The 21,983-nt window shown below is 55.8% G+C and carries 9 protein-coding genes; 6 read left to right on the top strand and 3 right to left on the bottom strand.

Going from position 1 to position 21,983, the window contains the following annotated elements:
- Nucleotides 1-62: 62 nt before the first annotated feature.
- From GSQ91_RS15060 to GSQ91_RS15070, 3 genes are all read left to right on the top strand, one after another.
- Nucleotides 63-2,579, top strand: coding sequence for a phosphocholine-specific phospholipase C (locus GSQ91_RS15060; RefSeq protein WP_158822584.1), 2,517 nt, complete (start codon nt 63-65; stop codon nt 2,577-2,579).
- Nucleotides 2,580-2,643: 64 nt separating this feature from the next.
- Nucleotides 2,644-3,282, top strand: a complete 639-nt coding sequence (locus GSQ91_RS15065; RefSeq protein ID WP_158822585.1) for a flavin reductase family protein — start codon at nt 2,644-2,646, stop codon at nt 3,280-3,282.
- 143 nt (nt 3,283-3,425) lie between these two features.
- Nucleotides 3,426-5,942 (top strand): amylo-alpha-1,6-glucosidase, encoded by a 2,517-nt coding sequence (locus GSQ91_RS15070; protein WP_158822586.1) that lies wholly within the window; start codon nt 3,426-3,428, stop codon nt 5,940-5,942.
- 12 nt (nt 5,943-5,954) lie between these two features.
- On the opposite strand, the gene GSQ91_RS15075 is transcribed toward GSQ91_RS15070, so the two are convergent.
- Nucleotides 5,955-7,295 carry a helix-turn-helix domain-containing protein gene (locus GSQ91_RS15075; protein ID WP_158822587.1) on the bottom strand — a complete coding sequence of 447 codons (1,341 nt, stop codon included), beginning with the start codon at nt 7,293-7,295 and terminating at the stop codon, nt 5,955-5,957.
- 330 nt (nt 7,296-7,625) lie between these two features.
- On the opposite strand from GSQ91_RS15075, the gene GSQ91_RS15080 reads away from it, so the two are divergent.
- Together GSQ91_RS15080 and GSQ91_RS15085 are read left to right on the top strand one after the other, a co-directional pair.
- Entirely contained in the window at nt 7,626-11,165 is a 3,540-nt protein-coding gene (locus GSQ91_RS15080; protein WP_158822588.1) for a TonB-dependent receptor, read from the top strand.
- 161 nt (nt 11,166-11,326) lie between these two features.
- The gene (locus tag GSQ91_RS15085; protein WP_158822589.1) at nt 11,327-13,021 is read left to right on the top strand and encodes an alpha-glucosidase; all 1,695 of its coding nucleotides are present in this window, start codon (nt 11,327-11,329) and stop codon (nt 13,019-13,021) included.
- A 207-nt stretch (nt 13,022-13,228) separates the two neighbouring features.
- Here GSQ91_RS15085 and bglX read toward each other — a convergent pair whose 3' ends face one another.
- Nucleotides 13,229-15,550, bottom strand: a complete 2,322-nt coding sequence (bglX, locus tag GSQ91_RS15090) for a beta-glucosidase BglX (RefSeq protein ID WP_254064606.1) — start codon at nt 15,548-15,550, stop codon at nt 13,229-13,231.
- 234 nt (nt 15,551-15,784) lie between these two features.
- Nucleotides 15,785-19,165, bottom strand: a complete 3,381-nt coding sequence (locus GSQ91_RS15095; RefSeq protein ID WP_158822590.1) for a TonB-dependent receptor — start codon at nt 19,163-19,165, stop codon at nt 15,785-15,787.
- A gap of 183 nt (nt 19,166-19,348) precedes the next feature.
- On the opposite strand from GSQ91_RS15095, the gene GSQ91_RS15100 reads away from it, so the two are divergent.
- Nucleotides 19,349-21,949, top strand: coding sequence for an AMP-binding protein (locus tag GSQ91_RS15100; protein WP_158822591.1), 2,601 nt, complete (start codon nt 19,349-19,351; stop codon nt 21,947-21,949).
- The last annotated feature ends 34 nt before the right edge of the window (nt 21,950-21,983 follow it).

The following is a 21,983-nucleotide window of genomic DNA, read 5'->3' on the forward strand; positions in this document are numbered from 1 at the left end:
TAAGGGATCTCCTTCGCTGCGCCTTAACGCGATTGCCCACGCAATTGTGAAAGAATCAAAACATGGCGCAGACACGGCGGGATTTTCTTAAGATTGCGGCAATGTTGTCGGGAGCGGCGGGAGTATCCGGTCTGGTTCCCGAGTCTATCCAGCGGGCGTTGGCCATCGAGCCTGAAGCGGGTTCTACCTACATGGATGCCGAGCACATCGTCATCCTGATGCAGGAGAATCGTTCCTTCGATCACGCGCTGGGCACCCTGCAGGGTGTGCGAGGCTTCAACGATCCGCGTGCGATTCGCCTGCCCAACGGCAACTCTGTGTTTGTGCAGACCGATGCGGCTGGAAACTCTTACGCGCCCTGGCGATTGGATATCCGGGACACGCGCATTACGTGGATGGGGTCCGTTCCGCATACACGTCATAGCCAGGTGGATGCCTGGAACGAAGGGCACCACGATGGATGGCTGGAGGCCAAGCGTTCTTACACGCGCGAGTATTCGCATCTGCCGCTGACAATGGGGCACTACACGCGCGAAGACCTGCCGTTCTACTACGCGCTTGCGGATGCCTTTACGGTGTGCGATCAGAACTACTGCTCGGTAATGACCAGTACAACGCCGAATCGCAGCGCCTTCTGGACGGGCACGATACGGGATGAGCAGCGTAACGACTCCAGGGTCTTCATGCGGAACGATGAGATTCTTTCTGGAGACATGACATGGAAGACCTACCCGGAGCGTTTGCATGAGGCTGGGATTCGATGGAAGTTCTATCAGAATGAGTTGACGAACGCCGGCGGCATGAGTAAGGAACAGAATGCGTGGCTGTCGAACTTCGGCTGCAACATTCTGGAATACTTTGCCGCGTACAACGTCGAGGCTTATCCGGGCAGTGTTCTAAGCATGCAGGAGCAGATTGATTCGCTCACGGAGCAGGTGGAAAAGCGCCAGCAGGCACTGACGGATGAAAAAGATCCTCAAGTCGCGGCACAACACCGTGCCATGATCGCGAGCGATCGGAAGCGTATCGAGAAGATCAAAGCATCTCTCAGAAACAGTGGCGAGTCCCGCTACAAAGAGCTTAGCGAGCAGCAGCGCATGCTTCACGATGCGGCCTTTATTACGAATGCCGGGGATCCCCAGTACAGGGCGTTGGAATCCCTTAGCTTCGAAGACGGCGGCAAGCAGCAGAAGATGATGGTGCCGAAGGGAGACCTCCTGCATCAGTTTCGAAAGGACGTAGACGAGGGCAAGCTGCCCACTGTCTCCTGGCTGAGCGCGCCGGAGAAGTTCTCAGACCATCCAACCTCGCCGTGGTACGGGGCGTGGTACGTCTCTGAAGTCATGGATATTCTGACGAAAAATCCAGAGGTCTGGAAGAAGACGATCTTCATTCTGACCTACGACGAAAACGACGGCTACTTCGATCACGCGCCTTCTTTCGTGGCTGCAGATCCGAAGCGGCCGCAGACTGGGGGAGCCTCTGCCGGTGTCGATACAGGTCTTGAGTACACCTATGTCGAGGACGAGTTGAAGCAGGCGGTGCCGGAGAAAGAGGCGCGCTCCGGTCCAATCGGCATGGGTTTTCGGGTGCCGATGGTCGTTGCGTCTCCATGGAGCCGTGGAGGCTGGGTCAACTCGCAACTCTTCGATCACACTTCGACGCTGATGTTCCTAGAAGAATTTATACAGAACAAGCATGGCAAGAAGGTCAGGGAAGAGAACATCAGCACGTGGCGTCGCTCGATCTCTGGCGATCTAACCTCGTGCTTCCGTCCCCATGATGCGAAAGAATCAAGGCTCGATTATTTGGATCGGGACAAGTTTGTCGTAAGCATCCAGCAGGCTCGCAATAAGGAAGTGCCTTCGAATTACAGGAAGCTGACACCTGAGCAGATAGACGAGATCAGCCATAACTTGCTCCAGTCTGAACTGATGGCGCATCAGGAGAAGGGCATTCGCCCAGCGTGTGCGCTCCCGTACGAACTCTATGCAGAGGGCAAACTGAGCGCCGATCGCACGAAGTTCGAGCTGCATTTGAAGGCCGGCAACGAGGTACACGGAAAGCGTTCAGCCGGTGCGCCCTTCAATGTGTATTTGCGCAATACCTCCGATCAGGGGATGATCGCCGCGACGTATGCTGTGAAGCCGGGAGATACACTCTCCGAGGAGTTTCCGTTGGCGCTATTCGCGGGCAGCGGTTACTCGATCGACGTGCATGGACCGAATGGCTTCTACCGTTCCTTCATAGGCGAAGCCAATGGACCCGTCGTGCACGTGCGTACGACCTATGAGCGCGAGCATTCGATTCCGACGGGGAACTTGCAGGTGTTCCTGCATAATCCCGGGACACAGCCAGTCAGGGTCTCGGTGCTGGATAAGTCGTACAAGACGGGCATCGTCACCAAAGAGGTCTCTGCCGGGCGTGAGGTGTCTGTCGTACTGAATCTTAAGCAGAGCTATGGCTGGTACGACTTCATCGTTGGGGCTGACCACGCAATGGCTACGGCTCGCTATGCTGGACGCGTGGAAACTGGCCGTTCCAGCTTTAGCGATCCTTTGATGGGTGGGGTTCTATAGCTCGTCCGCTAGACTGGCAGGTATCCCGCAGGATTTAAGCTGAAGGGAACCAGGAGATCTGTCCGTGACATTTGATCTGGAACAAGCTGCTGCAGGGGTCGCCTACAAGCTTTTGGTTGGTCTGGTCGCACCGCGGCCAATCGCGTTAGTCACCAGCATGAATGTAGATGGCAGCCTGAACGCCGCTCCCTTCAGTGCCTACAACTATCTCTGCACCGATCCACCGATTATCGGAATGGGCGTGACCAACCGGCCTGACGAAGGTTTTGTGCCGAAGGATACTGCCAGGAACATTCGGCGCACGGGTGAGTTTGTGGTGAATGTCGTGACCGAAGATCTGGCAGAGCAGATGAACATCTGCGCTACAGACTTTCCCCCTGAGATCAACGAACTGGAGATGGCCGGCTTGACCACGGCGCCCTCGCAGTTGGTGAAGGTGCCCCGTATTGCGCAGGCGCATGCCGCTCTCGAATGCAAAGAGTACACGACGATGGAGATCGGCCGTTCGCGGATCATCCTCGGCAGAGTTGTCGCCATGTATGTCGAAGATAAGTATGTGGACCCGGCAGGTCCTTTTGTAAAGGCCGAGGAGCTGCACGCCATCGGCCGCATGAACGGTCTTGGATCGTATGTGAAGACTCGAGATGCCTTCATGACCATTCCACGTATCTCTTATGAAGAGTGGAAGAGCGGGAAACGATAGCCTTCGAGTGATGCAGTCATTGTGCTGGAATCGCAGGATTTAACCCGTCATTTCACCGTCAAATACGGCGGAGTACAGTGAAATGTAGTGACAGAAGGGTACCTGCTTTGACAGGCTATGTTTCGGTGGGGCTCAAAGATTCAATGTTCAAGATATTCCTTCTGCTGCAACTCGCACTGGTTCCTTTAGCCTTAGAGGCTCAATCTTCCAACTCTCTTGTACAGTTCCCCCTGACGAGCAGCCCCCTGGGAATCCACCACCCGGCTGAGACCCAACAACCGTTTACGCTGGTGGGCGAGCACTCTGCCATTCTGGGCTCGCAGGATGGCAGCTTCGAGCTCTGGCTGATGCCTGTGCAGATTCTGCGCAATGCGCGCCTGACGGCACGACTCCAGGGGTACGATGCCCCGATCGTGCTGAACGGTCTGGTGACCGACGTTGACGTTGAACCGGACCACACTACCATTACGTACTCCCACGCGGCGATCACGGTGCGGCAGCATATGTTTCTACCGCGAACGGGAGCTCAAGGCATTGCCTCTGCGGTGGTTCTGTTTGAAGTCCATGCGACACGCCCGGCGCAGATCTCGCTCAGCTTTGACCCCTCCATGACGCCTGAGTGGCCTGCTCCGAACTTCGGAGCTGCCGATGCTTCTTGGAGAGTGCGGCCAGGGGGCAGCGGCTATGTTCTGCAGACCAGTAGTCCAGGGCTTTATGGAGTGGTTGCGATGCCCGGCGCAACTCATGGGGACCTCCGTCCCTATCAGGAGCGCGCGGCAGAGACTCCAGCGGTTCTGACCTTTTCCTACGATCCAAAACGCGACGACCATACCTTCTATCCGCTGCTGGTTGGAGTTTCGACGCCAGATGGTGTGGCAACTCCAACCAGTCCTGGAGTCGATCCGACAGACGCGCTGTTCGATCGTGTTCTAGCGACCGAAGATCAGATTCCAGAGCTCTACCGCTCAACCGCGGAGTTCTATAAGCACTTCTTCGACAACCGGTTCGAGGCGACGACGCCTGACCCCGAGCTCGACAAGGCTTTGAGCTGGGCAGAGATTGCGGTCGACCAATCGCGTACCCCACTCGCGAAGGGGATCGGGATGACGGGGGGGTGGCTATCTGCGGGAACGACTGCTCGGCCTGGCTATGGCTGGTTCTTCGGTCGCGATACGCTCTGGACTCTCTACGCGGTCAACAGCTATGGAGATTTTCAACTGAGCCGTGGCGCATTGGAGTTTCTGCTGTCGCAGCAGCGGGACGACGGCAAGATCATGCACGAACTCTCGCAGACGGCGGACCAGGTCAACTGGCGTTCCATGCCGTACCAATATGCTGCTGCGGACGCCACGCCTCTTCTCCTGATGGCGGTGGATGACTATGTTCGGACGAGCGGCGATATCGAGTTTCTTCGCGCACACTGGCAGCAGATCCAACTGGCCTATCGTTTTACGCGCGCACACACAACAGCTGGAGCGATGGACAACTCACAAGGTACCGGCTGGGTAGAGGAGTGGCTGCCGCATAAGCCTGACCAGGAGATTTATCTCGTCGCCCTGGATGCACAGGCGAACCTTGCGATCTCGCGGCTGGCTAAGATTATGGGCGATGCGAAACTTGAGGCCGGTTCGCTGGAGACTGCGCGGACAGTCGAGGATCGTTTGGCGGCTTACCGCTCTCCCGCCGGGGTCTATCGCTTCAGCCGCAATCACGATGGCTCGTTTGAAGAGGTACGATCGATCTTCCCCAGTGTTGCGTGGTGGACGGGAGATCTGCATCCGGCAGAGCCAGAGCAGACGTTTAGCGATTGGGCGAGCAGCCATTTCACTGTCGACTGGGGTGTTCGATCGATTGCAGATGTGCAGTCGATCTACGATCCGATCAGCTACCATCTCGGTTCGGTATGGCCGCTCTACACCGGATGGGCGTCCATGGCGGAGTACCGCACGGGCCGTAGCCTCGAAGCCTTTGAACACCTGCAATCGAGCGCGAGGCTTACTTGGCTGCAGGATCCCGGAGCGATTACGGAGTTGCTTTCGGGGGAGTTCTATCAACCGCTTGCACGCAGCAGCTCGCACCAGATGTGGTCGTCGGCGATGCTGCTCAGCCCGGCTATCCGTGGGCTTTTCGGTATCAGTGCTGATGCACTGAACCATCGGCTGACGATCTCGCCGCAACTTCCGGCGGACTGGAATCAGGTTACGCTGCGCAACGTGGCTGTTGGGAACACTCGCTACACGATCACGATGAATCGCGAAGGTTCTGAGCTTGTGGTCGATGCGGCCTCCACCGAGCCGACGACGTTGTGCCTTGCTGCTGCGACGACGCCGTGTAAAGAACAGGCCGCTTTGCATCATGCACTCCGTTTGCCTCTGCCCCCAGTCGAGGTGAGCTTCGAGGACGAAGCAACGACTCGACAAGGTATGCGATCGCAGCATATGCATGTACTCGAGGAGAAGCGCGAGGCTCAGTCTTTGACCCTGACGTTGGAGGCTCCTGGTGGCACGGAACAGACTCTCAAGGTTCGTCGAAATGAGAGGGCCGGGATCTCGGAATCTCCACTCAAGGTCGAGGGCGCGGAGCTGCATGGAGACCTGCTGCAGATACATGCTCCTGCTGGCGAGGGATACCAGACGATGAAGGTTGCGATCCGATGGTAGCTGCTTCTTGCTCTAACGGACTGTAACGATCTCTACTTTCATGGGAACATCCTCCACCACCTTGATGTGGAGGATGAGTTCGTAGGTTCCATCGTGTCCACTGGCTCTGAGCTTCTGTTGGAGCTGTTTGAGCGTATCGGGTTGGCAGAGGTAGTCTGCAGCGGCTTCAGTTCCAATGGTCGTTGTGCCGGCTGCAACGATGGCTTCATGCGTGGCATCAATCGGCATTCGGGCAATGAGGGCGTAGTCATCGACCAATGCCGCATCCGGCAAGCTGCTGGCCATGTAGGCGGAGGGTTCTCCAGGAAGTGGGTCGCGATTCTGGATGACGACCTGCCCGGTCCTAGGACCGGAGGTGAGCTCCTGAAACTCAAAGTGCTTCAGAGTGATGACTTTCTTGACCATCAGGTTCTCTACGGGAGCTCCGATGAAGATCAGATTGGAGTCCTTTAGGTCTTCGACGGAAAGCTGACTGCCTGGCCTGACTCGGAGAGGGGCATAGAGCTGTGAGAAGAGGGTATCCAGCTTGTGAATGCTGACAGCTTCACCGATGCCGGTGTAGTAGGAATGCGCAGTACCCGCACTCTTTCCTCCTTGCTGATCGTAGCGCAGGCCGTTTACGGCGTTGCCGGTAAAGGGTGCGTTGCTCACGATGGTGAGAGGGCCTTGCGGGTCAGAGAGGAAGGGTTGCCAAAACTCCCGGACGGCTGCATCGACGGGTACCGTCCGTCCAAAGTGGACGTAGTTGCGGAATCGATAGGTTAGTCCAAGTGAAATGGTGACAAGAATGAAAACGGCTGTGAGGATCTTCCAGTGGCGCTTCGAAGCCAGATCTTTTTGTGGGGTCTCGTGAGACTCCTCGTGGGCGATTCCGTTAGTGTCTCCTGCGTAAGATGGCGCTACTTCGGCGTGGCTCTTTCGCTCATCCAAAAGGGAAGCAGCACCCCGGGGATTGGGAGCCATCGTGAGTTTGTAGGAGCCTCGCGGGACTTCCACGAGGTAGGGATCTTCCAGCCCTTCGCCGGACATGTACTCCGCGAGTTTGGTACGCAGACGGGCGACCTGGACCCGCACACTGGAGTCGCTCCTGGGGTCGAAGTCGTTTCTACGTCCCATGACCTCGGTTGCGATCTCATATTCCTTCAACGGAACATGGGGCTCGGTGAAGGATCTTTCCGCGAGGAAATAGAGGAGCTTGTAGGAGGTTTCTGCTCCAAAGAAGACGTGGCTTCTGGCGATCTTCTCAATTTGTGCAGCTCTCTGCTGAGGACTTATGTCCTGCAGAGCCGGAATCGCATCAGCCGACATTCCATATCCCTTCACAAAATCGGAACCCATTTTAGCGATGCCCATAATGGGCCGTCTAGACGACCCAGAGTACGCCTTTCCTAGCGTGTGAAGGCGTCATACAACGTTACATGATATGTAACGGCTATCTATGTACCTGAATCTGCGAGGATTGTTTCCTGCAACGGCTACATACGCTCAAGAGACTTCACTATCCTTGTACGCCTCCTATATCCAAGGCAACGCATCATCAGCAGATGTATTTGGGTTCCGAGAAATCAAAAACGAAGAGGTCGACAGAGCCTCTACGGCAAATTTTCCGGAGCGTTCACTCAGGATCTGTTCTGCCGGAGGTCGATGGCAGAACAGGCGCAGAGGCAATCTTTGGGAGGTCGTATGATGTTACGCAAACAGATTCAAATCGCAGTATGCCTGGCAGCGATGCTGCTTGGTTTTAGCGCTGAGTCGATGGCTCAAGCTGTCTTTGGAACCATCTATGGAACGGTTACCGATAATACGGGCGCCGCAATTCCGAACGCTACGGTTGTCGTCACTGATACAGCGAAGGGCGTCAAGCAAACGGTCCAGAGCAACGAAAGCGGAAACTACCGTATTGATCGGTTGATCCCGGACACCTATACGGTCAATGTGACCGCTTCCGGCTTTGCCCCCATTGAGACGAACGGGGTCGTCGTCAATGCGAACGGTGCGCCGAAGGTCGATGAAACGCTACAGATCGCGGGAGCCAGCCAGCAGGTTACGGTCACAGCGGCCCCGCCAGCTCTCCAGACCGAGAGCGCACAGGTCGCCGACAGGATCGATGAGAAGACGCTCTCCGATCTTCCGAATTTGACCGGCAACTTTATGCAGACGCAGGCGCTGACAGCAGGCACATCGCCTTCAACTGGGAACAACAGCGCCTCGCAGGACCCACAGGGGTCGGCGAGCTATTCGATCAACGGCCAGAACTTTGGGACGCAGAGCTGGATATTGGATGGGACCGATGACCGTGACCCCGTGCTGGGCATCATTGTGATCAATCCGACCCTGGACTCCGTGCAAGGCATGCAGGTGCTTACTCAGAACTACAATGCGGAATTTGGGGGAGCCTCGGGAGGCATCATCACGGCTGAAACAAAATCTGGCGGTAACGCCCTCCACGGCGATGTCTATTTCTACCGTTATTCGGATGCGCAACAGGCACGCAATCCCTTCACGCAGTTTCAACCCAGCCCGCTGACCGGCAGATATCTGCCTCCGAATGTTTATGCTCGGTTCGGCGGCTCGGTCAGTGGTCCGATCATTAAAAACCGGACCTTCTTCTTCGTCGACTATCAGGGGACCCGGCAAAAGAGCGGGCAGAGCGTGGTGGTCAATGTGCCCACCACGCTGGTGCGGAGTACATGCCTTTCTCCTGGTTCAAGTGGCTGCAATCTGAGTGAGTATCTTGGCACGGGTAACGTAGGGCAGGTATACGATCCGCTCACTGGAGCGGCTTACACGAACAATATGATTCCCACGAACAAGCTTTCGCCCCAAGTGGTTGGGTTGCTCTCGGAGCTGCCAGCGCCCAACGTTGCAGGTGCGGGGACGGCAAACAACTACGCTGCGTCGGGATTCGGCCCTAACAATGCAAATCAGGCAGATATTCGCATCGACGACCAGACGACACAGAAGATACACTCGTTTGCCCGTTACGATTATGCGCGCTACACCTTGAGCGGATCCAGTATCTTTGGCGCGGCAGGAGGCGTTGGACTGGACGGTGCCTACTTTGCTGGGACAGACTGGTCACAGGACCAAAGCGTTTCGGCAGGCTTTGATATGGCGGTAAACTCCAAGACGGCGACTGACTTCCGCTTCGGCCTGATGAAATATCAGGTGAACCAGAACAAGCCGGACATCGGATCAGCGCCCGCGTCGGCCCTGGGTATTCCGGGATTGAATACCGGCACACTCGATACCTCAGGCAATCCTGACTATCTCTTCAATAATGGGTCTGGCACCCTGACCAGTCTTGGAGCAGACGTCACGTATAACGGCACCCAGATTTGCAACTGCCCCCTAAAACAGAGTGAGCGGGAGTTCCAGGTCACAAACAATTGGACCCGTACGGCCGGTAATCATACGGTCCGCTTTGGTGGGGACATTCGCTATGCGTCGCAACTGCGCAGCGCAAGCGACACGAACCGCACCGGCGTGATCGACTTCAATGCATCGACGACAAGTTCTTCGGGTATAACAGGTGCTGGTTCGGCGGGGTCGGGCGGTCTCGACCTCGGAACAGCGTTGCTGGGCTACGCCACAGACTTCCAGCGCTTCATCGTCTACAACAATGCCGCGGCCAGCAACCAGAAGCGCATGGCCTACTATGGCCAGGACACCTGGCGCGTCACGCCGCAGTTGACATTAACCTACGGCCTGCGTTGGGAGCTGACCTTTCCAGAGACTGTCAACGCCGCGGGCAATGGCGGCTTTACCAACCTCAGCACAGGATTCGTACAGGTCGCAGGCATTGGCGGCATCGGTACGAATGGCGGCCAAAAGATGGATTACAACAACTTTTCTCCGCGCATAGGTGCCGCTTACAACATTACTCCCAGCCTGGTTCTGCGTGCCGGAGCGGCGATTATGTACGACTCCGAAGGGTTTTACGGAACGCTGTTCGGAACATCTCTGACGGAAAATACGCCCGTCTACACGACCCAGAGTCTGACCGCGTCCGCTTCTTTCGGTCCAAATAGTTCGGTCTTCAACCTGGCTAACGGCCCAGTGTTGCCTGCACCACCAGTGGTCCCAGCCGATGGGCTCATTCCCCTGGCGAACAATACCAGCTACCCCACCATTCGTCCGCTGAAGATCGCCCTTCCAAGGGTGGACCAGTGGAATGTGAGTCTGCAGCAGCAGTTTGGTACGCGACTGACAGTCGATATTGCCTACGTAGGCAATCTGGCAGAGAAGACTTATCCTGGCAGTACCTTTGGATACAACCTGAACCAATGGAGCCTTCCGACGACCCCGGCGGAGTTGGGAAACGTAAGCGCACGCATGCCTTACTTCAACCGGTTCGATAACAATGGCGTCGTCTGCTGCAACACTACTCTTACCAGCGGGGCACCTGCTGCTCACGCAAACTATAACGGCTTACAGACCTCCTTCAAGGAGCAACTGAAGAACGGACTCTCGCTCAACGCCAACTACACCTGGTCCAAGGCCATGAACAACTCGGGGACCTACTTCAATCAAGACCCGGCCTTGACCTATTCTCGCAATGACCTGAACCGCACCAACGTCTTCAATCTGTATGGGGTCTATGAACTGCCCTTCGGCCATGGACAGAGGTTTATGGGGGGTGAAAACAAGCTTGTAAACTATGCCGTTGGCGGATGGGAACTGAGCGGAAGTTCGACCTGGATGAGCGGTCTGCCTTTTACTCCGACCTATGCGGAATGCAACGCGGACGAGGATGTGGACACGAACATCAGCGGCGGAGTTCTTTGCCGTCCCGATGGTTCGGCAATGAGCCTTCCGCATGGTGCACAGGCATTCAACACTGCCACACATACAGTTACGTTCTTTACCCCTGTCGCTCCTTTAAGTCAGAACGGAGCGGCCTCGGGGCCGTTTCAGAGACCAGCTTTCGGCATCGTTGGCAACTCAGGAAGGAACTCTTTTGTAGGTCCGCGCGAATTCCTCGCAAATGCTTCCTTATCCAAGAACTTCCCTATTACGGAACGGGTCAAGGGGCAGTTTATATTTCAGGCGATCAACGTCTTCAACCATCCCGCACTCAGCCTGCCGACCGCCAGCAATGAAGCGAATGGACCATGTATCGATTGCTCGCTTACCGCTGGTGGAACACCCGGTCAGATCGTAGGCCTCGACCAGAATGTGAATATGCGGCAATTGCAGTTCGCGGTCAGGGTTTCGTTCTAAGTGTGGTTTTGCAGAGCGTGTTGCGTTTGTTTTTCGTCGTCACCCCGGGCCTTCCCATTCGACTGCGCTCAGGGTTCAGGGTGACAACGAAAAGCGCATTTGTTGTTCGAAATAGCATTACGTTACGGACAGTACCTTCATGATCGAATGGATAAGGACTTATGACGCGCATTGGTTCACTCGTACTTACATGTTTTCTCGCGGCTACAGCTTTGGCGCAACAGCCGCAGGTGCAACACAAACCCCATGACGAGTGGTGGGAGCACGCTGTCATCTATGAGATCTCCCCCCGCAGCTTTCAGGATTCGAACGGCGATGGCATCGGTGACATCAATGGCATCACTTCGCGTCTCGACTACCTGAAGGGCCTCGGAATTGATGCGATCTGGATTAACCCCATGTACCCTTCACCGGGTATTGACTATGGCTATGACATCTCAAACTACACGGCCATCGATCCTGTATATGGCACGATGGCGGACTTCGATCACCTTGTAGCTGAAGCAAAGAAGCGCGGCATTCGCGTCATCATGGATTACGTGATCAATCACACGTCGGACCAGAATGAATGGTTTAAAGAATCTCGTTCCTCGCGCACGAATCCGAAACGAGACTGGTATATCTGGCGAGATGGGAAGGGGCCGGGCAAGCCACCTAACAACTGGCAATCCTGGTTCGGGCATTCGGCCTGGACGTACGATACGAAGACCGGGCAATATTTCTATCACTACTTCTACCCGCAACAGCCCGACCTGAATTGGCGCAATCCTGAAGTCCATAAGGCGATGGACGGTGTGCTCGACTTCTGGATGAAGCATGGAGTCTCCGGCTTTCGCATCGACGCGGTATCCCGCCTCTTCGAAGATCCGAACCTGCACGACGACCCCTATCTGCCGGGCTTTAACGCCTATGGCGACCGCAATATCGAGCACAAATACACCGACAACTACCCTGAGGTGCATGATGTGCTGAAAGAACTGCGACGAGTTGTCGGTAAGTACCCAGGCGATCCGGTGCTCATCACAGAGGCCGATGAGCCGAATATAGCCGAACTCACCAAGATGTATGGCAACGGTGATGAGGTCCAGCTGCCGATGGACTTCCAGATCGCAGATGTTAATAAACTCTCAGCGCCGGAGTTTCGTCACCTCTTCAACGAGATCGAAAATAACACTGCCCACGGTCAGCCGGAGTACTTCTTCAGCAACCACGATCAACCTCGCCAGTGGGACCGCTACGGTGACGGTGTCCATAACGACCAGATTGCTAAGCTGATGGCAACGCTTCTGCTGACGACACGCGGAACACCACAGATGTACTACGGCGAAGAGCTTGGCATGCGTACCACCGAGCCCACCCGCATCGAAGATGTTCATGACCCTATCGGCAAGCTGGGATGGCCCAAAGAAAAAGGTCGCGATGGTGAGCGCACACCCATGCAGTGGGATAGCTCAAAAGAGGCAGGTTTTACTACTTCTGCAACGCCATGGCTGCCAATTCCACCCAGTGCTTCGCTCAACAATGTTGCCACAGAGAAGGAAGACCCAAACTCTATCTTCAATACCTATAAGCTGCTGCTGGCTCTGCGGAGATCGGAGCCTGCACTCCGCGATGGTAGCTATCAAGCCGTGAATGAGGACGACCAGAATGTCTTCGCGTATCTTCGCAAAGCTGAAGGATCCACCATCCTTGTCGCGTTGAACATGAGTGGGGAAGCAAGAACAATCTCTATAAAAGGAGTGCATGCTCCTAGTGCCACCGCCCTCTACCAGTCTCCCGCATCGAGCACGGCAGAGGTACAGCTCGATCACATTACTCTTGCGCCGTTTGGGGTACTGGTCGCTCGTGTTCAGTAAGTAGCTTCGATAGTGCTAGTGTCCCTTTGACTTCTTCGGTATAGAAGCACCCGTGAAATGCAGGGGTTTCTTGACGCAAAGCGCGCCACGAAGATTTGCATCACGCTCTGCATCGAGGGGTTTCTCCGCTCCCGCTGGTCGGTCGAAATGACAGGCTAGCGGGGCAGGTTTGCAAGTACAACTGTAGTACCAAGGGCGGCTCGTGTATTACGGAAGTACCGCAAACGAGGCGTGATCGCTGGCAGTTTCATCGTGTCCGACCCACAGGTCAAACTGGCCAGGCTCGATGCTCCAGCGATGCGTCTGTGGGCTCCAGAATCCAAGGCCGTTGGTGTTGAGCGCTAGAGTAATCGTCTGCTTTTCCCCAGCCTTGAGGGACACGCGACGAAATCCTTTGAGTTCTCGAACGGGGCGGGATGCACTGCCTGCGCGCTGGTGCGTATAGAGCTGCACCACCTCATCTCCATCACGCGAACTCGTATTTTGAACATCGACTGAGACTTCAAGCTTCGATCCAGCGTGGACTGAGGGCGAAGCAAGCCGAAGGTTCGTCATGGAAAAACTCGAGTAGCTGAGTCCATAGCCGAAGGGATAGAGCGGTGTGCTCGGTCCATCCCAGTAGCGCGCATCTGCAGTCTCAGGAACCTGCGTCAGGTTGCGCGCATAGTTGATGGGGATCTGACCCACACTGCGAGGCCATGCAACAGGAAGCTTGCCGCCGGGATTGGCATCCCCCGAGAGCAGATCGGCAATCGCATCGCCGCCTTCGGTTCCGGGATACCAGGCTTCCAGGATGGCGGCAACATGCTGTGATGCCCATGTGAGGTTGAGCGGCCGAGCGTTCAGCAGTACAAGTACGACGGGTTTACCGGTAGCGACAGCAGCCTCCAGCAGCTCCTCCTGTTTGCCCGGAAGATCGAGACTCAAGCGTGAGGCCTGCTCCCCGCTCATGCTCTGCAACTCTCCCAGGACGAGTACTGCCACGTCAGATTGACGAACCAGGTCGATGGCGTGATGAAACTCTGCGTCCCGTTCGGCGTCTGTCTTCAGCGTCGGCTTGGGGCTCGTAAACTGCTCGTCGAAGATGGAGGTCTGTTCGCGCTCAATCTCTACTCCCTTGGTATAGGCAATCTGTGTATCGGAGCTGAATCGCTTTTTCAGCCCTTCCAATACCGTGACCGAGTCGGAAGGATGTCCGGCTAAGCTCCACGATCCCATGATGTCCGCTTTGGATTCCGCCAGGGAACCGATCAGGGCAATCGACTTGTACTGCTTGCTCAAGGGAAGTAGATTGCCTTCATTGCGGAGCAGCACAGCCGTATGTGTGGCGGTTTGGCGAGCAGCGTCGCGCTGTTCCTGTGTCACCAGCTGCGAGGCGGTCTTCGCGGGGTCGACGTAAGGGTTGCGGAACAGTCCCAATCGGTATTTCGTCAGCAGTATCTGACGTACAGCCGCGTCGAGGGTTGCTTGTGTCACGACGCCCTGATGGACTGCAGCGGCCAGCTTATGCTGAAAGGTAGAGCTGGTCATCTCCATGTCCACGCCAGCATTGACGGCACGCGCGGCAGCGTCTTCCTCATCGCTTGCAAAGCCATGGGTGGTCAGGCTCTCGACAGAATTCCAGTCGCTCACGACAAGGCCTTGAAACTTCCAATCGTCACGCAGTACGTCATGCAGCAGAAAGCGATTGCCGGTGGCTGGAACGCCGTTCAGGTCCATGTAGGCACTCATCAGCGATCCCGCACCTGCGTTGATCGCCGCCTGGAAGGGTGGGAAGTAGACATTCCAGAGTTGCTCGTCGGAGATGTTCGACTCCTCGTAGTCACGACCTCCTGAGACTGCACCGTAACCTGCAAAGTGCTTGACGCAGGCCATAATGTGGCCCGGCGCCCCGAGCGACTCGCCCTGGAAGCCGCGCACCTGCGCCTCTGCAATTCGGGAGCCAAGGAAGGGATCTTCCCCAGCGCCCTCCATGATGCGGCCCCAGCGAGGATCGCGTGCGATGTCAACCATTGGAGCGAACGTCCACTGGATGCCGGTCGCACTGGCCTCTTTGGCGGCCATGCTCTGGGCGTGTTCGACGACTGCGGGGTCCCAGCTTGCCGCCATCGCCAGGGGAACGGGATAGATGGTACGGAAGCCGTGGATTACGTCGAAGCCGAAGATGAGCGGAATATGCAGACGGCTCTGGTCGACGGCGACATGTTGTAGCCGATTGATCTCCGCTGCGTCTGTAATAAAGAGGAACGAGCCTACCTGCCCCTTGCGAGCCATCTCGTCAGCCGGCTCGTCTAATTTGGTGTTGAGCGCCACCTGGCTCATCTGCCCAATCTTCTCTTCCAGCGTCATCTTGCCGAGCAGAGCGTTTACAAAGGCCGTTGCGTCCTGATCGGAAGAGACATGGGCAGAAGGTGCAGATTGTCGAGCAACGGCTGCGTTGGGGGCAGCGAACAGTAAGCCCGAAGCTAACACCAGGAAAGGTGCAAGCGTAAAAGACAGCTTCGGGACAGGAACTATTTTGGTTCGCACGGCGTATCTCCAGGAGGCACAAGGTACATCAGTCGCATCTTCGGAAAGGGAAACGAGTGGTGGCTAGTAGGCACAGCAATTGTAGACAAGCGTTTGTCTCAATGTCTACCTTACGATGAAACAATTTCAAAAGTTCCGTTCAAGACAAAGAAACGGAGCGAAATGACAAGTGCTGGCGCTTAAATGAGAAGAGACGGCCGATGTGGCCGTCTCTTCTCATCGTGATGTAAGGGGTTAGAACTCTACGCGGGCGCCAAGCTGAACGTTACGCCCTCCTACAGTTGTGCCAGAGATTTGATACGTGCCAGGAGCGTACTGGAATGCTTGTCCCGGGAGTTGTCCATTGAACGTCTGCAAATTGACGTTCGGCTGGCCAAAACTCGGACGATTGAAGGCATTCGTAGCATCAGCGCGGATCTGCAGTTTGACCTGGTTGTGTAGCGTGAACTTCTTGCCGGCGGAAAGATTTACTAACTCAATGCCGGGCCCGTAGAGCTGGTTCCGTCTCTCATCCCCGAAAGTTCCAGGTGCTGCCAGAGAGAATGCTGCGGGATTGAACCACTCCTGCCACGTACGCCCTCCAACGGGTTTGGTGCTGATTCCCGTTACATTGGGGAAGGCTCCTCCACCCTGTGCATAGGTAGAGTGTCCATCAGAGACCGTGAAAGGATTGCCCGTTGTCAGTTGGATGGTGCTGCTAAGCTGCCATCCGCCCACAACCTCATCCAACAACCAGTTCTTGTTCAGGAATTGTTTGCCATGGCCAAACGGCAACTCGTAAAGAATATTGCCCTTGAACGCATTTCGAACGTCAAAGTTCGAGTTGCCATAGCTAGCCGAGGGGTCATGAGCATTCTGGTACGTTTGTGGACCCGCATGGCTGCCCCAACCCGAGGAGTCATAGTCGTCGAGAAAGTGCGACCAGACATAGTTGAAGTTGAAGCTGAGACCTTGGGAGAGACGTCGTGTTACGGAAGCCTGTAATGAGTTGTAGTTAGAGGTAGCGTTATTCGTGCTACCCGTAATCCCTTGATACTGTGGATAGGGTTGGTTAGCAGTGTCGTTCGAGCTTAGCAATGTAACTGGAACCTGGTTGATATCGACATTGAAGTTGAGGTTTTTGGCATGGCTTGCCACATAGGCAAGCTCAAAGACCATATTTGTTCCAAGCTGATTCTGAATGGATAGATTCCATTGATAGATCTCAGGCATGGGCGTGTGGAACGCGGTATAGCTTACGCCTTGGCCATTGAACCTGGAGGGATTGGTCGAAAAAGCCGAGTAGGGAAGATTCGCTCCATTGCTGTCGAGCAGGACCTCTGGTGTAATGCCGTTGGTCTGATCGCCTTGACTTCCTGAGGCTCCCGATGCAGCCCCGAGGCCGCCCCCGTAGGTATCAATACTCCAGTTATAGGCATACATTCCAAATCCGCCGCGAACTGTCATCGTCGAATAAGGCAACCAGGAGAAACCGACCCGAGGAAGTACGGTGTTCCAGACGTTTGCTTCAAGGGATTTCCGACCGTTCGCTGCCGTGCTGCCGAACCAGGACGCCCCCAGATTTCCGCTTGCAGGGTTGGCTACAGTTGGATCGAAGACCGTCTCATTGCCCTTGATCTCATTCCATCCATGCTGGATCTGATAGCGTAGGCCGAGGTTGAGCGTGAGATTCGGTCTGATCTTGTAGTCGTCCTGAACGAACATTTGAGGACTCTTCAGCCGTGCTCCATATTCGGGGGTTACGGCAGCGCTCCAGCTATTCACATAGCCGAGCAGGAAGTCCGCATAGTCCGCTCCAGTAGAAGAGACGGGCGATGCGACTCCGTTATTGAGTGTCCACTGTGCGGTGTAGGAGCCATTGAACTGAAAGGTGCCAGCATTGAGATTGCTTCCATACTGCGTAGAGTTTTCACGATAAAACTGAAATTCGCCGCCGAAGTGAAGGACATGCTTTCCATAGATCATCGTCACGACGTCCGATGGATCGAAGGTGTTCTCTTTGTAGAAGCTATTGACCTCCGGCTCGATCCAGGCATAGGGATAGTCTTTGTAGAACTGGATGGCAGGAATCTGATCGGCCTTTGCGTAGGTCCAGCCAAGTTGAGCGGCATACCCGTGGTTCTTTTCCAGATCGTCCCAGAAGTTTCCCTGATACGTATAGCCAAGCCTGGCTTCATTGACTGTTCTGGAGTTGATGGTCCAGACATCGGTAATCTGCGGATTCCACCGTTCAACATCGAGCTCCGAACAGCCAATGGGGCACGCTGTGACTGCACTGGGAAAGGACTGTGGAATGTCGCCCTGGGTGATCGAAATGGTGAGCCTGTTGCGCTCCGTGATGTCGTAATCCAGGCGTCCAAAGTATTTCTTATCGGGGTTGTTTCCTGGAACAACTGAGCGGAAGTTATTGGAGTAAACTCCGTTGCTGCCTGGGGCGACAGAGACAAATTGGCTTCCCGGGATATGGTTGGACGGGGTGGGATAGAACTGCTGGAATTTGGCGGCTATCGAATCAAACATGGCCGCCGGAATCGCGTTGCTGCCGTACTCGCTCTGAAACGACTTCCTAACCGGATACGGATTGCCTTTGGAATCATGGGCGATGACCTGAGTTGTGGGGTCATAGAGCGTAGGTAGATTGGTGCCTGTAAAGTCACCGCTCATGACAGCCGTCGTAGGAATGCTGTTTAGATTGATGCCTTGCGAATTATCGATACGCTGGTCGTAATTGAAAAAGAAGAACAACTTCTTTTTCAGGATAGGCCCACCGATCGATCCACCAAAGTTGTTGTAACGGAGCTTGGGAACCGAACCAGGATTGTCAAAGTTGAACGTGGCGGCATTCAACGCATCATTTTGGAAGTAGTCGTATGCGGTTCCGTGAAACTGACTTGTTCCGCCCTTGCTGATCTGGTTGAAGATGATACCGCCGATACCGTACTGGGCCGAAAATGCAGATGTGGAGACCTGGAGTTCGGATACGGTCTCAAAGGTGGAAACATCAGAGTTCTGGCTGTGAGAGAGCGTCGTTGAAGCGCCGTCTGCAAGCACATTGCTATAGGGAAGGTTTCCGTTAGCGGAGATCTGTGCCCCCGGATTTGAGTTAGATGTGCCCGTGGCTCCAGGGATCAGAATCGCGAAGTTCTGCCAATCCTGTCCGACGTTCGGAAGCACCTGCATGGACTTGGAATCCATCGTCGTTGATTGCTCGCCGCTCTCGGTGCTCAACAGCGGGATGTCGGTCGTGACGACAACGGAGTCCTTCGTCGAACCAATCTTAAGAGCTGCGTTGACTGTCGATATGCCCACCTGGAGTGAGACGGATGAACGTTCGAATGTTGCAAATCCATCTTTGGTAAAGGTGACCCTGTAATTGCCTACAACAATGGACGAGGTGTCATAAAGTCCTGATCCGTTGGTGGTAAAGGTGTTGGTAACGCCGGTATCGTTGTTCGTGACGATTACCGTCACACCAGGCAATAACGCACCAGTCGAGTCGGTTACGGTACCGCGTATATCGCCGGAGTTGGTCGCCTGCGCATGGGCACTGCCCAGCCCCAGAATACAAAGCGCAACGAACGTGAAGGTCCTTACTGCTGACCTGAATATCTTCATAATGCCTCCAAAAAACCGCTTTACTAAGGTGTTCAGTAGTGTTTTCCATCTAAAGACAAGCGTTTGTCTTAGCTGTTTTTAAAGTCCGCCAACGATACTGCCGGAGCCAGATATCCATTGTCAAGCGGCGGCCCAAGGCCGATTCGATGGGTTTACCTTTGGATCGGTCACTATGATGGAGGTGTGCGCGCCCATCTGGCCAGCCTCGTGGAGGTGTATCGCCAGCACTCCGCGGAGACGGCGGTGGTGGTTCATCGCGGCAACAGGCGCTATAGAACGACTTATGGCGAACTGGCGCAGTTTGCAGGCCGGTTTGCTGCCGAGCTTGAGCGTCGCGGCGTTACGGCGGGAGAACGAGTGGTGCTGTGGGGTGAGAACTCCGCAGCATGGGTGAGTGTTTTCTTCGGCTGCCTGATGCGTGGTGTGATCGCAGTGCCGTTGGATGCGGCTGGTTCCAGCGAGTTTGTCGAACGCGTGGTGAAGGATGTCGCGCCAAAACTGATTGTGGGCGACCAGAATCTCCTGAACACCATACAAACGGATGTGCCACGGCTGCTGTTCTCCGAACTGGCGACTCAGTTACCCGCGGAACCGATATTCGACGTGAGTGAGACTGTCAACGCGCAGACGCCCTTTCAGATCGTCTTCACCTCCGGTACGACTTCGGCTCCCAAAGGGATCGTCCACACGCACCGCAACGTGCTCGCGAGCCTACAGCCCATCGAGAATGAGATCGCGAAGTACCGAAGATATGAACGCTGGGTCCATCCCCTGCGATTTCTGCATACGTTGCCGCTAAGCCATGTCTTCGGGCAGTTCATGGGGTTGTGGGTTCCTCCTCTTCTGGCTGCTGAGATCCACTTCGTGGATCAGTTCGAAGCAAGGCGGATAACGGGGATTCTTCGGCGCGAACGCATCTCCGTGCTTGTAGCGGTGCCGCGCGTACTGCAGTTGCTGCGTGCCCATCTGCTGGAGCGCTTTGATTCGCTGGAACAAGAGTTGGAGCCTGCGAAGAGACTGTCGATCTGGAAGCGGTGGTGGAGGTTTCGACAGGTACATCGCGCGTTGGGATGGAAGTTCTGGGCAGTGATCTCGGGTGGAGCGACCTTACCAGCGGAGCTGGAAGGTTTCTGGAGCCGTCTCGGGTTTGCGCTGATCCAGGGCTATGGGATGACAGAGACGGCCGCGCTGGTGACTCTGAATCACCCCTTCAAGATTGGGCAGGGGACGATAGGGAAGGCACTTCCTGGGCGCGAGGTGCGCATCAGCGGAGACGGCGAGATCCTGGTTCGCGGTGACATGCTGTCTGCAGCGACATGGCAAGGTGGCCAGATGCGGCCGCGTGAGGACGAGTGGTTGGCGACTGGGGATCTGGCAGCGGAGAACGAATCCGGTGAGTTGCGATTTCTCGGCAGAAAAGGCGATGTAATCGTCACGGGCGCAGGGATGAACGTGCATCCCGTCGATCTGGAAGAAGCGATGAGCAGGCAGCCCGGCGTATGTGGATGTGTGGTGGTTCCGTACAAGACGATAGGTGGGGCAGAACCGGTTGCAGCCGTGATCTTCTCTGGCGACGATGAGGCTCTTCAGGCAGCAGTCCGTCGTGCGAATGGGGAGCTGGCGGGCTATCAGCAGATTCGCCGAGTGCTGAAGTGGCCTGAGTTGCAGTTTCCGTTTACCTCGACTGGAAAGCTGCTAAGAAGAAAGGTCGAGCGGTGGGTTGGCGAGACACTGACGAACCAGCAGTGGGAGTCGCAATCCACTTCGCCAGAGCAAGACATGTTAGCGAGCTTAATCGAGGAGGTGACAGGAGAGCCTGTCTCCAGCTCCGACGACCAGCGCTTATCGGAAGATTTGCATCTGGACAGCCTGGGGCGGGTTCAACTGCAGTCGGCACTGGAACAGCGGCTTGGTCTGGAGTTGGAGGATGATGCCATTGCCACTGTGGAAACGCTGGGCGACCTGCGGGCACTCCTGACAAAGGAGTCCGGCGTAAATCTCCCTCATTCAATGACGCCCGAGCCAAAGCCAGAGGTAACTCGAATCGAGAGCGGAGCAACGCAGAAAAGGGAAGCTTCGGGACACGTCTACCCACGGTGGCCATGGAGTTGGCCGATCAAGGTAGTGCGTATGGGATTTATCGAGCTCGTGATGCGGCCCCTGATTGCGATACTGGCAGCGCCGCGTGTGGTGCGCCCCACGGCCGAATTGCCGCGGGGACCGCTGCTGATCGTTGCCAATCATGTAACCGCCTACGATGGCGCGCTGGTTCTGCAGGCTCTGCCGGGGAGGTTGCGGCGTCGGATAGCGATTGCGATGTCGGGCGAGACATTGTTCGATCTCAAGCAAGGCCGAAATCAGCAGCGCGCGCTCTACAACTTGCTCGCACCTGCGGGGTATTGGCTGGTGACCGCGCTGTTCAACGTCTTTCCACTGCCTCGTCTGCGTGGTTTCCGAAGAAGCTTTGAGCACGCGGGCGAAGCCATGGATCAGGGATACTCCGTGCTGATTTTTCCGGAAGGGACACGAAGCCACGATGGGAAGCTGCATTCGTTCCGGCCGGGAATCGGTCTTCTGGCACAGCAGTCACGTGTTCCGATCGTGCCGGTGGCACTGATCGGGCTGGATGAGATGAGAAAGACTCGCTGGTTCCGTTCTGGGCATCTGGAGATACATGTGGGCGCAGCCATTCCAGTCGATGAGAGTCTGACCCCAGCGGAGCTGACAGCGAGGCTCGAAGAGAGCGTCCGGCAACTAACCCTTTCAGCGCACCATTTATACTGATATGTGGGATAACGGCTTACTCCTCCTAGGAACT

The organism is Granulicella sp. S156 (assembly GCF_009766105.1).
Classification (GTDB): domain Bacteria; phylum Acidobacteriota; class Terriglobia; order Terriglobales; family Acidobacteriaceae; genus Granulicella.

Excerpts from the sequence above, each read along its gene's own strand:
- GSQ91_RS15060 (WP_158822584.1), top strand. The coding sequence starts at position 63 with ATGGCGCAGACACGGCGGGATTTTCTTAAGATTGCGGCAATGTTGTCG.
- GSQ91_RS15070 (WP_158822586.1), top strand. The coding sequence starts at position 3,426 with ATGTTCAAGATATTCCTTCTGCTGCAACTCGCACTGGTTCCTTTAGCC.
- GSQ91_RS15075 (WP_158822587.1), bottom strand. The coding sequence starts at position 7,295 with ATGGGCATCGCTAAAATGGGTTCCGATTTTGTGAAGGGATATGGAATG.
- GSQ91_RS15080 (WP_158822588.1), top strand. The coding sequence starts at position 7,626 with ATGATGTTACGCAAACAGATTCAAATCGCAGTATGCCTGGCAGCGATG.
- GSQ91_RS15085 (WP_158822589.1), top strand. The coding sequence starts at position 11,327 with ATGACGCGCATTGGTTCACTCGTACTTACATGTTTTCTCGCGGCTACA.
- GSQ91_RS15095 (WP_158822590.1), bottom strand. The coding sequence starts at position 19,165 with ATGAAGATATTCAGGTCAGCAGTAAGGACCTTCACGTTCGTTGCGCTT.